This window comes from Streptomyces sp. NPDC060209, from assembly GCF_042728155.1.
In the GTDB taxonomy this organism is placed as follows: Bacteria; Actinomycetota; Actinomycetes; order Streptomycetales; family Streptomycetaceae; genus Streptomyces.
In genome coordinates this window covers 1-15,115 of sequence record NZ_JBHWZS010000012.1, presented here as the reverse complement: position 1 = coordinate 15,115, position 15,115 = coordinate 1, and the positions used below count along the sequence as shown (strand labels likewise).

The window sequence follows — 15,115 nt, the reverse complement described above, 5'->3', positions numbered from 1 at the left end:
CAACCCTGAGGTTGCACTCAATTTTTCGACGTAAGCGAAGGAGCCTTCTTGTGAACGAGGACCGGATCGAACGCGAAACCCTGATCGCAGCCTCCCAGGAGCGGGTCTGGTCGCTGGTGACCCAGCCTGGTTTCTGGGTGGCCGAGGTGACGACCCCGCTTGGCCCCGTGGCCAAGGAGGGCGAGACGACGGTGGCGAAGAATGCCGAGTACGGCGAATTCCCCGTGCGAGTGGAGAAGGTCGAGCCCCTGACATACGTGGCGTACCGCTGGGCCAGCGCGTTCCCCGGCGAAGGGCTGCGCGAGGGCAACAGCACCCTCGTGGAATTCACCTTGGTCCCGGAGGGCGGCTCGACTCGGCTCCGCGTCGTGGAGAGCGGGTTCGCGGCCCTGGCCGGGTCCGACGAACTCCGCAGCAAAGCGATGGAGGACAACACGGGCGGCTGGCCGCAGGTGCTCGACGCACTCAGGAAGCGTGCCGAAGGGGATCCGGCGTGACGGAAGGGCACCACGAGGCAGCCGAGGACGTCGACAGCGTCCTCGGCGCCCTGGCCGACCCCATGCGGCGCCGGATACTCGACCTGCTCGCCGCACAGGGAGAGGCCACCGCGACGACACTCGCCGAAGCGCTTCCCGTCTCGCGGCAGGCGGTGGTCAAGCACCTCGCCGTCCTGGACGCTGCCGGACTGGCCTCCGGCCGACGGACAGGACGCGAGGTGCGGTACACGGTGCGACCCGCCGCACTCGACGCCACGGCTCGATGGATGTCCGCGCTCGCCGGCGAGTGGGACCGACGGCTCGACCGCCTCAAGCGCATCGCCGAGACGGCGGAGCGGGACGCCACCTGAGGCTCGCCCCAGGGTTCGCGCCGTCAGTTCCCCAGGTCGGCGAGACAGTCCACCCCTGGGACGGCTTCCGCCGATCACCAACGCTCAAGATCCGCTTTCGATACACGGACTGCTGGAGGGCGGTGGATCCGTTGTCCGCCAATCGAATCGGGTCCCGCGCGAGGTCCGACCTGCGGGGCGCGGCCCCTGCGTCTCTCAGCCGTGGCCATGAAGAACGTGGCGTTCACGGCTCGCGAGCGCGCCTGCCCACATCTGCAGGACGAGCAGGCCGATGAGCGCCGAGAGCGGGATGCTCCAGCCCTGCGTCACGGTGTGGAGTGCACCAAGGCCTACGGGGCCAAGGCCGGCCAGGAGGTAGCCGAGGCCTTGGGCCATCATCGAAACGTGGCCGGTGTGCCTGGCATCGGGCGAGCGCCAGACGATGTAGGTGAGGGACAGACTGAGGGAAGCCCCTTGGCCTAGCCCGAGCATGGTCATCCACACATAGGCCGCCGGCATGGGAGCCGTGGCCAGACCGGCGAAGGCGGCACCGGTCAACACGACGGCGACCGCAACGGGAAGCCACGTCGGGCGAGTCCGCTTGGCGATCGCGGGCGTCACGAGTGAGGCGACTATGCCGGGAAAGGCTGAGTACGACAGCATCCAGCCGGCCGAATGCGCGTCCATACCCGCGTCCTGGAACAGGGTCGGAACCCAGGTCAGGGCCGCGTAGTAGCTCATGCTCTGGAGACCCATGAGCGCGGTCACGGCGATGGCGACCGGATCCCGCGTAAGAGCGCGGACGGAGGGCTCGCCGGCCACGGACGGGGCATCGGCGACATTCTGAGTCCGAGGATCGCGGACTGGGGTGTGCCTCAACCGCGGGATGAGGATGAGGAAGGCGAAGAGGGCGGGAATCGCCCACAGCGCCAGCGTGGGCCGCCGACCACCACCGGCCACTGAGAGCAATGGCACCGTGGTGCCCGAGGCGAGGGCGGCGCCCGCAGAGAGCGCGGTCGCGTACAGACCCATCATCAAGCCGACACGGTGAGAGAAGTCCCGTTTGATCGCGGCCGGCATGATCACGTTGGCAAACGCGATCGACGCACCGATGACGACGGTGCCGATGAAGAGGCTGGCGAGGCTGGGCTGCAGACGCAGGGCAATGCCGGCAGCGAGCGCGATCATCGTCGCTCCGAGGAGCCGGTGCAGACCCAGGCGGCGACTCAGCGCTGGGGTGACAAATGCGAAGGCGCCGAATGCAACGACAGGAATGGTGGTGAGGAGGCTGACGACGACTTCGGAGAGGCCGAGGTCTGTCTGGATGTCCGAGAGCACCGGGCCGACCGAGGCGACACCGATTCGCAGGTTGAACGCAGCCGCAAGGAGGCCGACTGCCAACACGACAATGGTGAGTTTGCCGCGGGCGCCTCTACCGGGCCGTGTTCGCAGAGTCGGTTCTTGGAGGAGATCGGTCACGTTCGTTGTCCTTTCGATCCCCGATCGGCCGGGGAGGTCCATGGCGTAGCGCGAGGTCGTCGCCAGCAAGTGGCGCCGAGCTACGACCACAGTTCACCCGCCCGGGACCGAGGCGGACAACTGATAACCTGACGAGAGATGCCCAAAACCCGCCACGAGTCGATGCGGCTCGACCACGTCCTCCGTGAACACGTCTTCCTGCTCGGGCACGACGAGCGCACTCCCGAACACGAGCACACTCGCGGACATCTGGTGTATCCGGCTACGGGCGTGCTCTCGCTCGTGACCTCGGTAGGTTCATGGATCGCCCCGTCGAATCGGATCGTGTGGATTCCCGCAGGCTTCGCGCATCAGCATCGCGCTCACGGCCAGACCGACATGCGCATCGTGTTCATGGCGCCGAGCCTGGCCGAGCTGTTGCCGACGCATCCTGCGGTGCTCGTCATGACGCCGCTCGCGCGTGAGGCCACGTTGACCTTGACCGGCTCCGAGCGCCGTTCCGCGGGCGCACGCTCACGTCTGCGCCGGGTGATCATCGACGACATCACAACCGCGCCCGAACAACCGCTACATCTTCCCGAGCCCGGCGACGACCGACTCCGCGCCGTTGTCGCCCTCGTGCAGGAGGGGATGTCGAGCCCTCTCACGCTCAGCCGGCTCGGACATCAAGTCGGCGCCAGCGAACGTACACTCAGCAGGCTCTTCCAGCAGGAGACCGGAATGAGCTTCCCCCAGTGGCGCACGCAGCTTCGCGTTCACCACGCGCTTCTGCTGCTCGCCGGCGAGGTCTCCGTAATCAACACGGCGACCGCCTGCGGATGGGCGAATCCGAGCGCCTTCATCGACGCGTTCACGACACTTGTAGGACAGACACCCGGCCAGTACCAGCGCTCACTTCGGGAAGACGCGAAGGCAGCTCGGCACGGAGATGACCGCCAGCCGGTCGAGCGCGATAGCTGAAGGAAAGTGGCCAACCGCTACGGGAGAATCACAGCCCCCGGAGGTTCGCCGCACACATCCCTGTGGTGATCTCCGGTTGCGAAGATCTCGCCATGGCCATTCGGACGGGTGCGCGGACACCCGGAACCGCATGCCGACGACCAGCTGTCGCCGGCCCATGTCAGCGGGTGGCCGGATCTCTTGCTCTTCGGCGGCAACAGCTCCGGCATCGCCCGTTCCTCGTCCGTCAGATCTCCTCACGCCACGAACAACAGTGGGCTCGGTCGCGTGGTCACTCTTCGGGTCTATTGCCGGGTATGAGGGCGGTGTCCGCGCTCAGGCGCGGCGGACCCGCCAGAGCCATGCTGCCGTACCGGCCAGCAGGGCGAGCATCGCCAAATTGGCCAGGAGGGCCGGCGCGTCGCCCGCCGGGCCGCCGCTGGACAGGTTCCAGGTGGCGATGACGGCACTCGGCAGGACGGCGGCAAGCAGTACACCGGTGGTTTTCTGGACGGCGATCCAGTGGGCTGAGGTGCAGAGAAGTACCGCGCCTATGACGCGGAGCAGGACGCCGAACAGCGGGCCCGGGGCGTCGGGGAAGATCATCATGAAGGGCAGCGAGAGAGTGAGCAACAGGAGCGGGACCAGGGGGTGCACCTTGCCGCGCCGGGCGGGTGCACCCGCACCGCCCCGGGCCGGGGCCCCGGCGGCCCCGTTCCCCGCCTCGACCAGCGCCGTTGCCGCGATCGTGCGGGGGTCCCCCAGCTCCGCCAGGACCTCGCCCGTCGTGGCGTCGGGGCGTTCGGCGCGCGTCACCTCGATGTGTTCGGCGAGGTCGGCGAGGAGTTCCTGCCGACGGTCGGCGGGGAGCGCGGAGGCCTCGCGCTCAACGGCGGAGAGGTAGTCGCGTACGGGGTCGGCAGAGTTCTTCATGCGAGGTCTCCGGTGGAGGGGTGCGGGGTGGTCAGGAAGGCATCGACGGCGTCGCGGAAGCCGGGCCAGACGCGGGAGAACTCATCGAGTGCGGCCCGGCCGCTGTCGGTGAGCGCGTAGTAGCGACGGGGTGGTCCGGAGACGGACTCCTGCCAGGTGGTGGAGACCAGGTCGTCGCGGCGGAGCCGGGAGAGCAGCGGGTAGACCGTGCCCTGACTGGTAGCCAGGGCACCGGAGTCCTCCAGAGCCTGGAGGAGTTCCACGCCGTAGCGGGGGCGGTCCCGCATCAGGGCGAGCACGCAGTACTCCAGGACACCCTTGCGCAGCTGGGCGGCTGCCCGGGCCTGCTTGGTCGAATCACCTGGTTCCATGCGATGCAAGGTACCTGGTGGGGCAAGTGGATGGGAAGGGGGCCCGGATCCGCTCAGCTTGTTCCTGGCCCACCGGCCCGCCGCCTGCGGGTCCCACAGGCGGGTCCCGCCCAGGGACTGCTCGAACAGGCGGAACGTGTGTTCCCGGTCAAATCTGTGCAGGTAGCAAGACCGGGCGAGGTTCGACGTCGTCCGGGGTGGCGCCGGTTACTGAATCCCACAGCCGGACCGGTGGTGCGTCACGGCCCTGTCCGCGCGGGGCGGGTTCGCTCTTCGAAGGCGACCTGCTTGATGCCGTCGTCCTCCGACCCGACGCCCCGCGCCCACTCATCGATCTCGAAGGTAGCGGCCAAGGCCGAAGGGTGATGCTGCTCGAAGTCGATGAGCACGAGGAGTGTGGTCCGTGTCTGTTCGCCCGCCGGCGGCCCGGCCTCCTCCCGCAGCTCGCGCCCGAGAGCTTCGTGCACGAGCTCGCAGTCCATGCCAATGACCAACTGCACTCGGGGCACTGGGACCCTCCGCTCAATGGCAAAGGGGGCTCGCCACTTTTGAGCCGTCAGACTGTCCCGTGGCGCGTCGGATCAGGCGTGTGCCGGCTCCTGTTCCGTTTCGGCGGCCGCTCGGACGGTGGACGGCGTCCCGCGCCAATAACCACAGAAGTAGATCTGCTGCTTGTCGATACCTCGCTCGTTCACCAGATATCGCCGCACGGACGTGGCAAGAGTGGACTCACCGGCTACCCATACGTACGGCGTGCCAGGGGGGAAGGGCAGGTCGCGCAGTGCCTCCACCGTCCGAGAACCGTGGGAGCCCGAGCGGTACAGCCAGGTCGCCTCACCACGCAGGTCCAGCACATCCTGCTCATCCTCGACTTCGAGCAGTGTGTACACAGGGGTGCGGGCGCCTTCGAGCATGGACGCGATCGCGGGCAGAGCCGTCTCGTCGCCGATCAGCAGCTGCCAGTCCGCGTCTCCGGCCTGGTACCGGGCGCCGTCGCTGAGTATGCCGATCCGGTCGCCCGGTTTGGCCGTGCCGGCCCAGGCAGAAGCCGGACCGCTGTCCCCGTGCAGCGCGAAGTCGATGTCGAGCCGGCGGCGAGCATGATCGATACGGCGAACCGTGTAATTGCGGACCACAGGGCGCCGCTCGGCCGGCATCGCCTGCAGTTCGGCCCACCAATCGGAGCTGGTCGGCAGCTGCAGGTCATCGCAGACCGGGAGGAACAGCCTCACCAGCTGGTCGGCGCCGGCGTAGTGGAAGTCGCCCACATCGTTCCCGGCCAGCGTGATCCGGAGCATCCGCGGGGTAAGTCGGCGCACCTCGGCGACAGTCACGAACATGGGACGCTGCGGTGGCACCCGACCGGCTGCGAGCGATTGGGACATCGAAGAACCACTCCCGAGCTGAAGAAGGCCATTATTAGGTTAGGTTTAGCTTAGTTGCAAAGCGCTTCGGTGTCTCGCCGCCCCCAGCTCCCGATTGCTGCGCCGTCCAGGCAGGCCCTGCGGAGCAGTTGAAGAAGGGCCGGCCGGATGTTTTCGCCTTCCGTAGTCGTGGAGGTGTCAGCCGTTGACGGCTCGCCAGGCTTCAGCCGAGGGATCCTCTGCCGCCCCGGGAAGCCCTGGCAGGCAGTCGGCGATCGGGGCGGTGCTGCCTCGCCGGTCGGGGTCGATCTCGTAGCTGTTCGGCTGCCACCGGCTCACAGTTCGGTACGAGCGCCAGAGCGCATTCTTCCGATGCTCGGTCCCGTAGCCGCGCTGAACTGCTACAAGCAGGCTGTCCGAACTGCGGTCGGGCAGCCGCGGTCAACTGCGACCACTGACTGCCCGGCCGGGACGCTCGAGCCCGTGGGCCCCTGTCCTGGGAGGATGGCCCTGGGGCTCAGGGCTTGGTCACCGGCGCCTGGAGTTCGGTCACCCAGTCGTCGCGGTTGTCCGGGCATTCCAGGTTGATCTCCCGGGGGTATCCGGCTGACTGATACCCGTTTTCGTCGATCCAGAGAGCCAGGGCTTGGGCCGTGGGCAGCACGGTGTCCATGGAGCCGCGATGCACAATGGTCGCCGCCTGGTCGAAAGACGGCAGGTCGAGCACCCGGAACGCGCCGTCCCGAAGCGGGGCCGCGACCTGGACGGCGGCGTGGACGCTGATCTCGCCACCGCCCTCCTGGGCGTCCTCGTAATAGGCGACGCCGGGTCCCGCGGGCGTTACCCCGGCCGCGGACAAGCGCCGGAACAGCTCGTCGTAGAGCGGCCCGATGACCGGGCCGATGTCCTCGGGCTCGAAGCTCGAGGCGTTCGCGGTCAGCTCCGCCACCCGGATCGCCGGGAGACTCTTGATGACGACGTCGTTCGTGGGCATGTGCCCCTCACTCTCGATCGACCGGAGCCTCGCCTCGACCTGGACCAGCCGCACCGCCGCGGCGGCCATTGCAACCTCCAACTCGGACCGCCGCAGCCGCAGCATCGCGCGCAGTTCCTCGGTGGTGACCTTCTCGTCCAGGATCTTGCGGACCTGTTGAAGGGTCAGGCCGAGGCCCTTCAGCGCGATGACGCGGTTCAGACGCGCCAACTGGGCGGCCGAGTAGTACCGGTAGCCGGTGGCGGGGTCGACGTGAGCCGGTCGTAGCAGTCCAGTGGCGTCGTAGTGACGCAGCATGCGGACCGATACGCGGCCGTGCCGGGCGAAGTCTCCGATGGTGAACATGATGTCTCCGAGTTCAGCGCCTGACACGGTGTGAGGGTCAACCGCAGCAGTCACGCCGACGGTAGCTCAAGCGCCAACCTTTTGAGGTGCCGGCAGAGAGCAATACGGGAGACGCCGTCCAAGTAGCTGCAACTGCGGCATCCGACGCGATCACGACCTCAACCGCTCCTCCACCTCACACACCCACAGCGGATCGGGCTCCCACCCGCGAGGTAGAGATCCCGGCCACACGTGCAATCCGCACCTTGCAGCAGCCGCATGGAACCGAGATCTGCAACTTGGCCGAAAGACACCTGTTCGAAAACTCGGCGGGGTCGTTGAACCCGACGATGCCGCCACGACCGTCAAAAAGGAGCGACGTTGACACCCACTGGCCCACGCCGCGCCCCACAGGGCGCAAAAAGTGCATCAGCGACGGACACGATCTCGAACGCGGAGCGCGAACTGTACGGGGGGCGGCTGCGCTACGACCAGTCCTTCGTGCGCCATGCGGGCCCGTTGACCAGGCTTTCCTTCCGGCACATGGCGGCCGCGCTGCCACGCATGGTCGCCCTGGTGCTCCGAACCGGCTGCCAGACGGATCGGCGGGCCATGGCGGGGGTGGTGGCAGCGCAGCTCGGGCAGGGGGTGACCGCGGCGTGGGGGTTGGTCGCGGTCAACAGCGTGCTCACGGATCTGTTCGCGGAGGGGCCGACGGCAGACAAGCTGCGCGGAGCCCTGCCGTCCCTGACAGTACTGGCAGCGACCGCGGTGGTCGCGGCCCTGCTGATGGCGTGGTCGACGGCGATGTCCGGCCGGCTGGAGCCACAGGTGGAACGGGCCGTCTCGGCGCGCTACTACACGGCCGTCACCCGTGTGGAACTGGAAGCAACCGAACGCCCGGAGGTCCAGCGTGTGCTGGAGGCAGGCCGGTTCGGCACGGACTCGGCCCGCAGCATGCTGATGCTGTCCGTGGGGGTTGGCAACGTCCTCGTCTCGATGGTGGCGGCCGCCGTCGTATTGGCGTCACTGCACTGGATGCTACTGCCGATGCTCCTTGTGATCGCCCTGCCCAAGGGGTGGGGCGCGGTCAGCTCCGCACGCCGCGATTACGTCTCGAAGCTGCACTGGATCGACCACCGGCGGGCCATTGCCTCGCTCTTGGGCTTCCTGACCCGCCCGCATGCGCAGGGCGAGATCCGCGTACACGCCGCCGGGACCAAGCTGCTGTCCAGCTACGAGGAGATGTCCCACCAGACCGAGGCGGAGCAGCGTCGCCTGGCCCGTGCGCAGGCCTCCACGGACCTGGTCGCCGGTGGGTTTGCGGGTATCGCGTCGCTGGCCTGCTACGGAGTTCTGTGGTGGTTGCTGGCCGACGGCTCGCTGCCGCTCGCCGTCGGTGGCACCGCGGTCCTCGCGATCCGCGCCTCCACCGCCCGGTTGACCTCGCTGGTCCAGCAGGTCAACCGGCTCTACGAGGAACTGCTCTTCCTCACCGACACCGAGGACGCCATCGCCCTGGCCACCGAGAACGCCATTCCCACCACCGGCGCCCCGCTCCCGGCCCATGTCCATCAAATCCGCGTGGACAACGTGTCGTACACCTATCCCGGGGCCGACTCCCCCGCGTTGCGGAACGTCAGCTTGCGGGTCCCCCGCGGCGAGGTGACCGCGCTGGTGGGCGCGAACGGATCCGGCAAGACCACCCTGACCAAGGTGCTGTCCGGACTGCTGCTGCCCCCCGACGGAAACGTGTGGTGGCAGGACGCCGACGGCAGCGACCGGGTCGAACTCCGTGAGGCCAACCGGGCCGACATCTTTGCCATGGTGGGGCTGCTCGCGCAGGACTTCCCTCGCTGGGAGATGACCGCAGCTGCGAATGTCGCCATCGGCGCCGGCGACCGCGTCCGCGACATGGGACGGGTCAAGGCCGCCGCCCTGTCCGCGGGTGTCCTCAAGTTGGTCGAGAGCCTGCGTCACGGATGGGACTCCATCGTCTACAAGGGCTACGAGCGCGGTGTCCAGCTCTCGGGCGGACAGTGGCAGAAACTCGGCACCGCGCGAAGCCTGTACCGAGGCGCCCCCTTCCTCCTGGTCGACGAGCCGACCTCGGCGCTCGACCCGCACGCGGAGATCGCCGCGTTCGACGGCCTGTGGTCCCTCGCGGAAGAAGGCCACGCGGTCGTACTCGTGACACACCGCCTCGCGGCCACGGCCAACGCCGACCGCATCTACGTCCTCGACCAGGGCGGGGTGGCCGAGGAGGGCACTCACGAGCAGCTGATGGCACGACAAGACGGCATCTACCGGGGCATGTTCAGTGCCCAGGCAGCCCAATACGGGGCGAACGCGCCGTCGGTTCCCTCACAGACCGGGCGGACCCCGACACCGAATCCGGTGAAGGGCGGCCCGCAGTAGACGGATTTACGGGGTTGCCCACCGCGCTGGGCACGGCGGGCAACCAGGCGTCTGCGTGCCTCAAACGGAGAAGCCTGTGACCTTCTGCGGCGTCACCCGGACAATCAGCCGGAGGACCTCCTCCGGCTCGGCCGGCGGGTCCTCGCCCAGGTACTTCTGCGAGAGCTCGCGCGGCAGCGATTTCTCCGAGTCGTCGATCAGTTCGGCAGTGCCGCGGATGTCTACGGACCGGTACGGGTTCGTGATGTCGAAGACTGTGAGGCTGACCCGTGGATCCCGTGCGAGATTCCGCGCCTTCTGGCGCCCGGCTGTCGTGGAGAACAGCACCGTATCCTCCTCCCTGACGATCCAGACCACCGAGGTCTGCGGACCGCCGTCCCGGTTCAGCGTCGCGACGGTGGCAAAGTTCCTCCCGTCCAGCAGCTTGCGCGTCTCCTCGTTGAACAGCTTTGACACGGCCTCGCCCCTCGTTCAGCACTCCTGGGATCACTGCTTGCGGACAACGGATGCGAAGGCTGGATCCTTCCCGCTGCCGATCATCGGTGTGTGAGGTCTGAAGATCATGCGGTGGCCGCGGGTCACCGCGTAGTCCCTGCCCGCTGACAGGCAGCATTCGAGGGCCTGATGGGCCGGATCACAGGTCGGTTCGCGCGAGTCGAACCCCGTCACCGAGTGCGGAAGTTGGTGCTCGGGCCACTGACGGATCTACCGCCGATGACCGGCTCGACGAACGACCCGACGGTCCAGTTGGTGATCAGCAAGCCGCGACCAGGGCGGCCAACTGGACCGCCCTCCATGGCCGTCAGCGGGAACCTGCAGTGTTGTTCGCGGCTTGACGGTCAGTTACATGAATGGACTCAGACGTGCAGGGCGGGCCGATAGGTGAGCTCTTGGATGTGGCGGTCGAGCGTCCGGCTCTCGATCAGCTCGAGGTCGAAATCGGCCGCGCCCTGGAAGATCGGGTCCAGCCCGGTCCGACCGGTGATCACAGGGAAGATCGTCACCTGGACACGGTCGACCAGGCCTGCGGCCATCAGCGCCCGATTCATCGAGAGGCTGCCGTGCGAGCGCAACGGCACCTCGGACTCCTCCTTGAGCCGGGTGACGACGTCGACGGCATCGCCACTCACCAAGCTCGCGTCCGGCCAGTCGAGGGATCCCTCCAGTGTGGTCGACACAACCGTTGCCGGCAGGCTCCTCATCCGTGAGACCCATGGGTCACGCACCTCGGACTGCGCGGTACTCGATGCCAGCATTCGAGCGAACGCCCGATACGTGTTGGCCCCGAAGACCATGCGCTGCTCCTCGCCGTACAGGGCGAGGCGGTGCTCCAGAAGCTCGGGGCCCTGCTTGCCCCAGTAGCCGGTCCAGTTGCCGCCTGCGGCGCCGAAGCCGTCGAGGCTGGAGAAGACGTCGAATGTATAGGTAGTGGTCATGATGCTCTCCTTCGAGGGCGGTGATGACGTGTCGGGGATGCGGACTGGCAGCCACGGCGAAACTCATCGTCCTTGGACTCCTGGAGTCCTGCCGCCCCGGATACGGCACCAGGGGCTCTACTACGGCCAAGAGAGTGGAAGGGCAGCGTGATCGGCGACGCGGCGGGCGAGAAGAAGAGCGTGGCACGCCGACCCAGCGCGAAACGTGCCGAGGGTGCAACCCGGACGACTGACGCCGGCTCGGGCCACCCTGTCGAGGAGACCACTCGGACGGCCTACTTGGATTCGACTCGTCCGACCGGGTTGGGGCAGCTCGCCAGCGTCTCGCGTGCGGTCTGCCAACTGTTGTCGCCGGGGTGGAGCTGGGTGCGGAGATAGGCCGCGGTGAGCCGCCCGACGGCGGCGACTCGCTCGGGGTTCTCGTCCGTGGTCTCGGCAGCGTCGTACCCGGGGATCCCGCCGAGTGCGTGCCCCGCACCGAACAGGGTGAGCAGGGACTTGGGGCCCGGGCCGAGGGTGTAGGGATCGGCGTGCCAGTCCGGCCCCATGTCCGTGAAGTGCCGGGAGTCGTCCTCGTCGCCGGCGACGACCAGGGCGGGCGTGGTCATCGTGGAGAAGTCAGTGGTCCGGAAGACGGGCAGCGCGTCTGCCATGGGCCCGTTGAGGAGGTCGCCCCTGCCGGGTGCGGCCAGCAGCACGCCCGCCCTTATCCGGGGCTCGATGAGGCTCACTTGCTCCCCGTTGTCGGGGTCGGTGATCCGGGCACCGAGCAGGAGGCCGGAGGTGAAGCCGCCGAAGGAGTGTCCGGCAACAGCGATCTTGGTGTGGTCGAGCCGCCCGGCGAGCAGCGGCACGGCCTTCTCGATCACGTCGAGCCGGTCAAGGATGTGTCTCATGTCCTCGGCGCGCGAGCGCCAGAAGAAGGGTGCTCCGGGGGCGTCGGCGACCAGGTGGCTCAGAGTCCTGGAGGCGAGGTGGGTGGGCTGGACGACTGCGAACCCATGTGCCGCCCAGAAGTTGACGAGCGGCGCGTAGCCGTTCAGCGAGGAGAGGTTGTTCGAGGGGCCCTGACCGTGAGAGAGCAGGATGACGGGAAGTCCGGTCCCGGTCGCGGGTGCTGAGACACGCACCTGCATGTTCACGGGACGTCCGGATACGGACAGCACAACCGGACTGAAGGACAGCACCGGGGCGGGTGCGCCGAAGATGTCGGCGGTGGAGGTGGAGGTGTTCACGGGGCGTTGCTTCCCTTTCTGCGGGCCCTGCCGCCATCCGGTCTCGTGGGACCGGCGACGGACAAGGGGTAAGGAGCGTCCCGCTCCAGCCAATCGAAACGGAACGTCGCTCCATTTACTATCCGGAACGACGCTCCGCTTTGTCAAGTGGCGTCCGAGAGGAACGCGTTGCCCACGGATGGCCCGGCAGGGAAGCCGCCGCCCCGGAGCGTGATTCCTGATCGCCGAGCACGGGTTCACCAGCGCCCTGCAGGCCCGGACGGACCACTGCCCCGGCACCGGGTGAGGGTGCCGGGACAGTGGGGTGCCTCCCGCCCGGCGAGGGCCAGGCGGGAGCGTGGTGCGCGGGCGGAGGTGAAGCACTGGCCGACAGCGCCGGTGGTCAGCCCTGCCGCGGACAACGAACTGATGGATGTCCGGCGCCGGTGACACCCGATGCGCATCCCCTGGGCTTCCGTTCCCGTGCCGTTGGCAGGAGATCCGCAGCCGTGACGCGATGGAGGTGTATCAGCACGTCGAACTGGCGACCGAGCGAAGTTTCGTAGAGCGCCTCCGGCCAGGAGTTCCCGATCGAGCGGGTCGGCCGCTTCGCCATCAGCCAGTCCTGCGCCGACTCGGGCACGGCCCGCAGGTCGAGGTAGTAGTCCCGGCCCGAGACTCGCTCCAGCACCGCCTCGTTGCTGCCCGCCCCGAGCGGCTCCACCGAGAAGCGGCGGTAGGGCTCCTCCGGATCCGTCAGGTCCATCGCGTTGAACGCCCCCTGCCCGAAGGTGTAGCCGATGTTCATGTACTCGGCCCCGGCCGTCTGACGTATGAACTCCCCCTGGGTTTTCGGGTATTGCTCGGGATTGTCGGACTCGTACGAGACATGGCCATTGTGGGCCGACAGCAGCATCCGGTGGCCGGTGTGGCGCTGCCACCACACGGTGTTCTCCGCCATGACCTGGTCGCGGTAGAGCATGGCCTGCGCGATCTTCTCCGGGTCGTCGAAGTCGTAGTACGCGTAGAGGGTGCCGGTCTGGGAGATGGCCCTCGCATGCTGGAGGGCCCATTCGTACGCCTGCCCGTCCCCGTGCGGCCCCTGCGCCTGAAGAAGCTCATAAGCGCGCCGCACCATCGCGGCCGTCCGCTTACGCTCGGCGACGGGCTTGGCCAAGTTTCCGTTGACGGTCTCCTCCACGCTCCCCATCGGCCGGAGCTCGCGGTAAAGGCGGCGGAACTCCGGCAGCAGCTTCGGGTGGTGCGCGGACACATAGTGCGTGACCTCGTCGAAGAGCTCGGGTCCCGCGTAACCGTTGTCTTCACCCATGAACTGCACTGGGTGGTCGGGATGGCGGACGTTGTGGGCGCGCATCCACCTCAGCAGATCGAGATACTCGCCGGTGTTCCATATCCGGTACGAGCTCTGGAACTCCTTCCGCATGATCTTCGCCGGGTCGCCCTTCCCGTACAACACGTACTCGTTGAGAACCAGGCCGGTGGACCAGGGCGCCTCCAGCGCGAAGGTGGTGAAGCCCTTTTCCTCGACGAGGTACCGGAAGACGCGTTGCTTCATCGTGAAGAACTGCCGGGAGCCGTGCGTGGCCTCACCCAGCCCGACGATCTTCGCCGACCCGATCATGCGGCCGAGGGGACGCAGATCGCCGTCGGGGGCACCGGGCACCGTGGAACGCAGTGGCTCCGCGACGCGGGCGAGCTCCCGCACCGGATCAGTGGTGGGCACCTCGTTCGCGTGCACCGGCCGGGCAGCGACCGAGAGCGTGCCGGCCTCGAGCATCAGCACCAACAGGATCAGCAGTAATCGAGGCAATCGATGTGTTCTGTGGAGTACAGGCATGGATCAAGGCTGCGACGGACGGCAAGTCACGACCAGCCTGCCCCCTGCAGTGTTGTTCCTGGGGGTAACCACAGGGCCCCAGCGGCTACTGACCCTGCTGAGCCCGGACAGACCGCCGCCCTACCCCGGCCGACGCGGGAAGGTCGTCAACGGAACCGGCCTCGCCCTCGACACGCCGACGTCGCCCTGCCGAGCCGAAACCGGGCAGGACTTCGGGATGCGGTAGCGCAGGTGGGTCGCGGACTCCGCCAAGGGTTCTCCCTGCGGGATCAGCTCGGCCCGTTCCCCGGCGAACAGCGACGTGCCCTCCCCCATCAGCAGGGGGACGAGGTGGATGTGCACCGCGTCGAGCAGGCCCGCCGTGAGCAGTTGCCGGGCGAGGTCGGCACCCAGCACGAGGACGTCCTTGTCTCCTGCGGCATCCTTGGCCCGCCGGGCTGCGGCCCGCAGCCCATCGAAGGCGAACGTTCCGCCGTTGTCACCGAGAAGGTCTTCCCTGGTCCGGTGGGTGAGGCTCCTGCGGCAGGCACTCCGGAAGGGGCGCGCCGCCCTGGTCACGCCCCTCGACCGAGGCTCGTTGTCGCGGGCCGGAGATTACGGGACGGTCCGTCAGATCATCGCTACACGCCGTGTGATGCGAGTAAAGAAGTTACCTCTGTGTCGACATTCACCCTGTGAAGATTGCGTAGATCACAAGATGATTACTAGGGTCAGGCCTCGAACCTCCGCTCGATTGATCACCCATCCGGGGTGACGGCGAAGGAACCGCCGAGTCCGTGACGTGCACGGAGCCGGGGATTCGTGCGTATCCCCCACAGCCCGGTAGGCGGCTCGAGGAAGAAGGAGCTCGCCTTCGTGGCGTCACACCGTCGTCCCAAGCAGCCGAGCCGCACCCGCGTGACCGTGCTCACCGCGACCGCCGCTGCGGCCGTGGCCCTGACCTCCCAGGCCGCCCACGC

General features: G+C 67.8%; 15 protein-coding genes. 4 read left to right on the top strand and 11 right to left on the bottom strand.

The genetic code is table 11. The annotated features are described in order from the left end of the window. Window positions 1-50: 50 nt before the first annotated feature. Both ACFWFI_RS04335 and ACFWFI_RS04330 read left to right on the top strand, forming a co-directional pair. Window positions 51-497: an SRPBCC domain-containing protein gene (locus ACFWFI_RS04335; protein WP_387385292.1), complete on the top strand. Its 447-nt coding sequence runs from the start codon at window positions 51-53 to the stop codon at window positions 495-497. A 62-nt stretch (window positions 498-559) separates the two neighbouring features. Continuing rightward, entirely contained in the window at window positions 560-847 is a 288-nt protein-coding gene (locus ACFWFI_RS04330; RefSeq protein WP_387385397.1) for an ArsR/SmtB family transcription factor, read from the top strand. Window positions 848-1,042: 195 nt separating this feature from the next. Here ACFWFI_RS04330 and ACFWFI_RS04325 read toward each other — a convergent pair whose 3' ends face one another. After that, window positions 1,043-2,305, bottom strand: a complete 1,263-nt coding sequence (locus ACFWFI_RS04325) for a CynX/NimT family MFS transporter (RefSeq protein ID WP_387385289.1) — start codon at window positions 2,303-2,305, stop codon at window positions 1,043-1,045. Window positions 2,306-2,467: 162 nt separating this feature from the next. On the opposite strand from ACFWFI_RS04325, the gene ACFWFI_RS04320 reads away from it, so the two are divergent. After that, window positions 2,468-3,265, top strand: a complete 798-nt coding sequence (locus ACFWFI_RS04320; protein WP_387385395.1) for an AraC family transcriptional regulator — start codon at window positions 2,468-2,470, stop codon at window positions 3,263-3,265. Between the two features lie 315 nt (window positions 3,266-3,580). Here ACFWFI_RS04320 and ACFWFI_RS04315 read toward each other — a convergent pair whose 3' ends face one another. From ACFWFI_RS04315 to ACFWFI_RS04295, 5 genes are all read right to left on the bottom strand, one after another. Next, window positions 3,581-4,177: an HAAS signaling domain-containing protein gene (locus ACFWFI_RS04315; RefSeq protein WP_387385286.1), complete on the bottom strand. Its 597-nt coding sequence runs from the start codon at window positions 4,175-4,177 to the stop codon at window positions 3,581-3,583. Then, window positions 4,174-4,548, bottom strand: coding sequence for a PadR family transcriptional regulator (locus ACFWFI_RS04310; RefSeq protein WP_387385284.1), 375 nt, complete (start codon window positions 4,546-4,548; stop codon window positions 4,174-4,176). The genes ACFWFI_RS04315 and ACFWFI_RS04310 overlap by 4 nt, the downstream gene beginning before the upstream one ends. Window positions 4,549-4,787: 239 nt before the next feature. Further along, complete coding sequence (locus ACFWFI_RS04305; RefSeq protein WP_387385282.1) at window positions 4,788-5,048, bottom strand: hypothetical protein; 261 nt, start codon at window positions 5,046-5,048, stop codon at window positions 4,788-4,790. An 81-nt stretch (window positions 5,049-5,129) separates the two neighbouring features. Beyond that, entirely contained in the window at window positions 5,130-5,888 is a 759-nt protein-coding gene (locus tag ACFWFI_RS04300) for a siderophore-interacting protein (protein WP_387385280.1), read from the bottom strand. 541 nt (window positions 5,889-6,429) lie between these two features. Next, window positions 6,430-7,251, bottom strand: a complete 822-nt coding sequence (locus tag ACFWFI_RS04295; RefSeq protein ID WP_387385392.1) for a MerR family transcriptional regulator — start codon at window positions 7,249-7,251, stop codon at window positions 6,430-6,432. Between the two features lie 360 nt (window positions 7,252-7,611). On the opposite strand from ACFWFI_RS04295, the gene ACFWFI_RS04290 reads away from it, so the two are divergent. Then, window positions 7,612-9,648 carry an ABC transporter ATP-binding protein gene (locus ACFWFI_RS04290; RefSeq protein WP_387385278.1) on the top strand — a complete coding sequence of 679 codons (2,037 nt, stop codon included), beginning with the start codon at window positions 7,612-7,614 and terminating at the stop codon, window positions 9,646-9,648. A 60-nt stretch (window positions 9,649-9,708) separates the two neighbouring features. Here ACFWFI_RS04290 and ACFWFI_RS04285 read toward each other — a convergent pair whose 3' ends face one another. The 5 genes from ACFWFI_RS04285 to ACFWFI_RS04265 form a co-directional block, all read right to left on the bottom strand. Further along, a complete protein-coding gene (locus ACFWFI_RS04285; protein WP_387385276.1) occupies window positions 9,709-10,104 on the bottom strand; it encodes a PPOX class F420-dependent oxidoreductase in 396 nt (131 codons plus the stop codon). 401 nt (window positions 10,105-10,505) lie between these two features. Further along, window positions 10,506-11,084: a dihydrofolate reductase family protein gene (locus tag ACFWFI_RS04280; protein ID WP_387385274.1), complete on the bottom strand. Its 579-nt coding sequence runs from the start codon at window positions 11,082-11,084 to the stop codon at window positions 10,506-10,508. A gap of 275 nt (window positions 11,085-11,359) precedes the next feature. Continuing rightward, window positions 11,360-12,319: an alpha/beta hydrolase family protein gene (locus tag ACFWFI_RS04275; RefSeq protein WP_387385271.1), complete on the bottom strand. Its 960-nt coding sequence runs from the start codon at window positions 12,317-12,319 to the stop codon at window positions 11,360-11,362. A 382-nt stretch (window positions 12,320-12,701) separates the two neighbouring features. Further along, the gene (locus ACFWFI_RS04270; RefSeq protein ID WP_387385269.1) at window positions 12,702-14,156 is read right to left on the bottom strand and encodes an erythromycin esterase family protein; all 1,455 of its coding nucleotides are present in this window, start codon (window positions 14,154-14,156) and stop codon (window positions 12,702-12,704) included. Window positions 14,157-14,276: 120 nt separating this feature from the next. Next, window positions 14,277-14,714 (bottom strand): dihydrofolate reductase family protein, encoded by a 438-nt coding sequence (locus ACFWFI_RS04265; RefSeq protein WP_387385266.1) that lies wholly within the window; start codon window positions 14,712-14,714, stop codon window positions 14,277-14,279. Window positions 14,715-15,115: the final 401 nt, after the last annotated feature.

Coding starts and splice junctions, on each gene's coding strand:
- ACFWFI_RS04310 (WP_387385284.1), bottom strand. CDS start 4,548: ATGGAACCAGGTGATTCGACCAAGCAGGCCCGGGCAGCCGCCCAGCTG.
- ACFWFI_RS04300 (WP_387385280.1), bottom strand. CDS start 5,888: ATGTTCGTGACTGTCGCCGAGGTGCGCCGACTTACCCCGCGGATGCTC.
- ACFWFI_RS04315 (WP_387385286.1), bottom strand. CDS start 4,177: ATGAAGAACTCTGCCGACCCCGTACGCGACTACCTCTCCGCCGTTGAG.
- ACFWFI_RS04320 (WP_387385395.1), top strand. CDS start 2,468: ATGCGGCTCGACCACGTCCTCCGTGAACACGTCTTCCTGCTCGGGCAC.
- ACFWFI_RS04270 (WP_387385269.1), bottom strand. CDS start 14,156: ATGCCTGTACTCCACAGAACACATCGATTGCCTCGATTACTGCTGATC.
- ACFWFI_RS04280 (WP_387385274.1), bottom strand. CDS start 11,084: ATGACCACTACCTATACATTCGACGTCTTCTCCAGCCTCGACGGCTTC.
- ACFWFI_RS04295 (WP_387385392.1), bottom strand. CDS start 7,251: ATGTTCACCATCGGAGACTTCGCCCGGCACGGCCGCGTATCGGTCCGC.
- ACFWFI_RS04330 (WP_387385397.1), top strand. CDS start 560: ATGCGGCGCCGGATACTCGACCTGCTCGCCGCACAGGGAGAGGCCACC.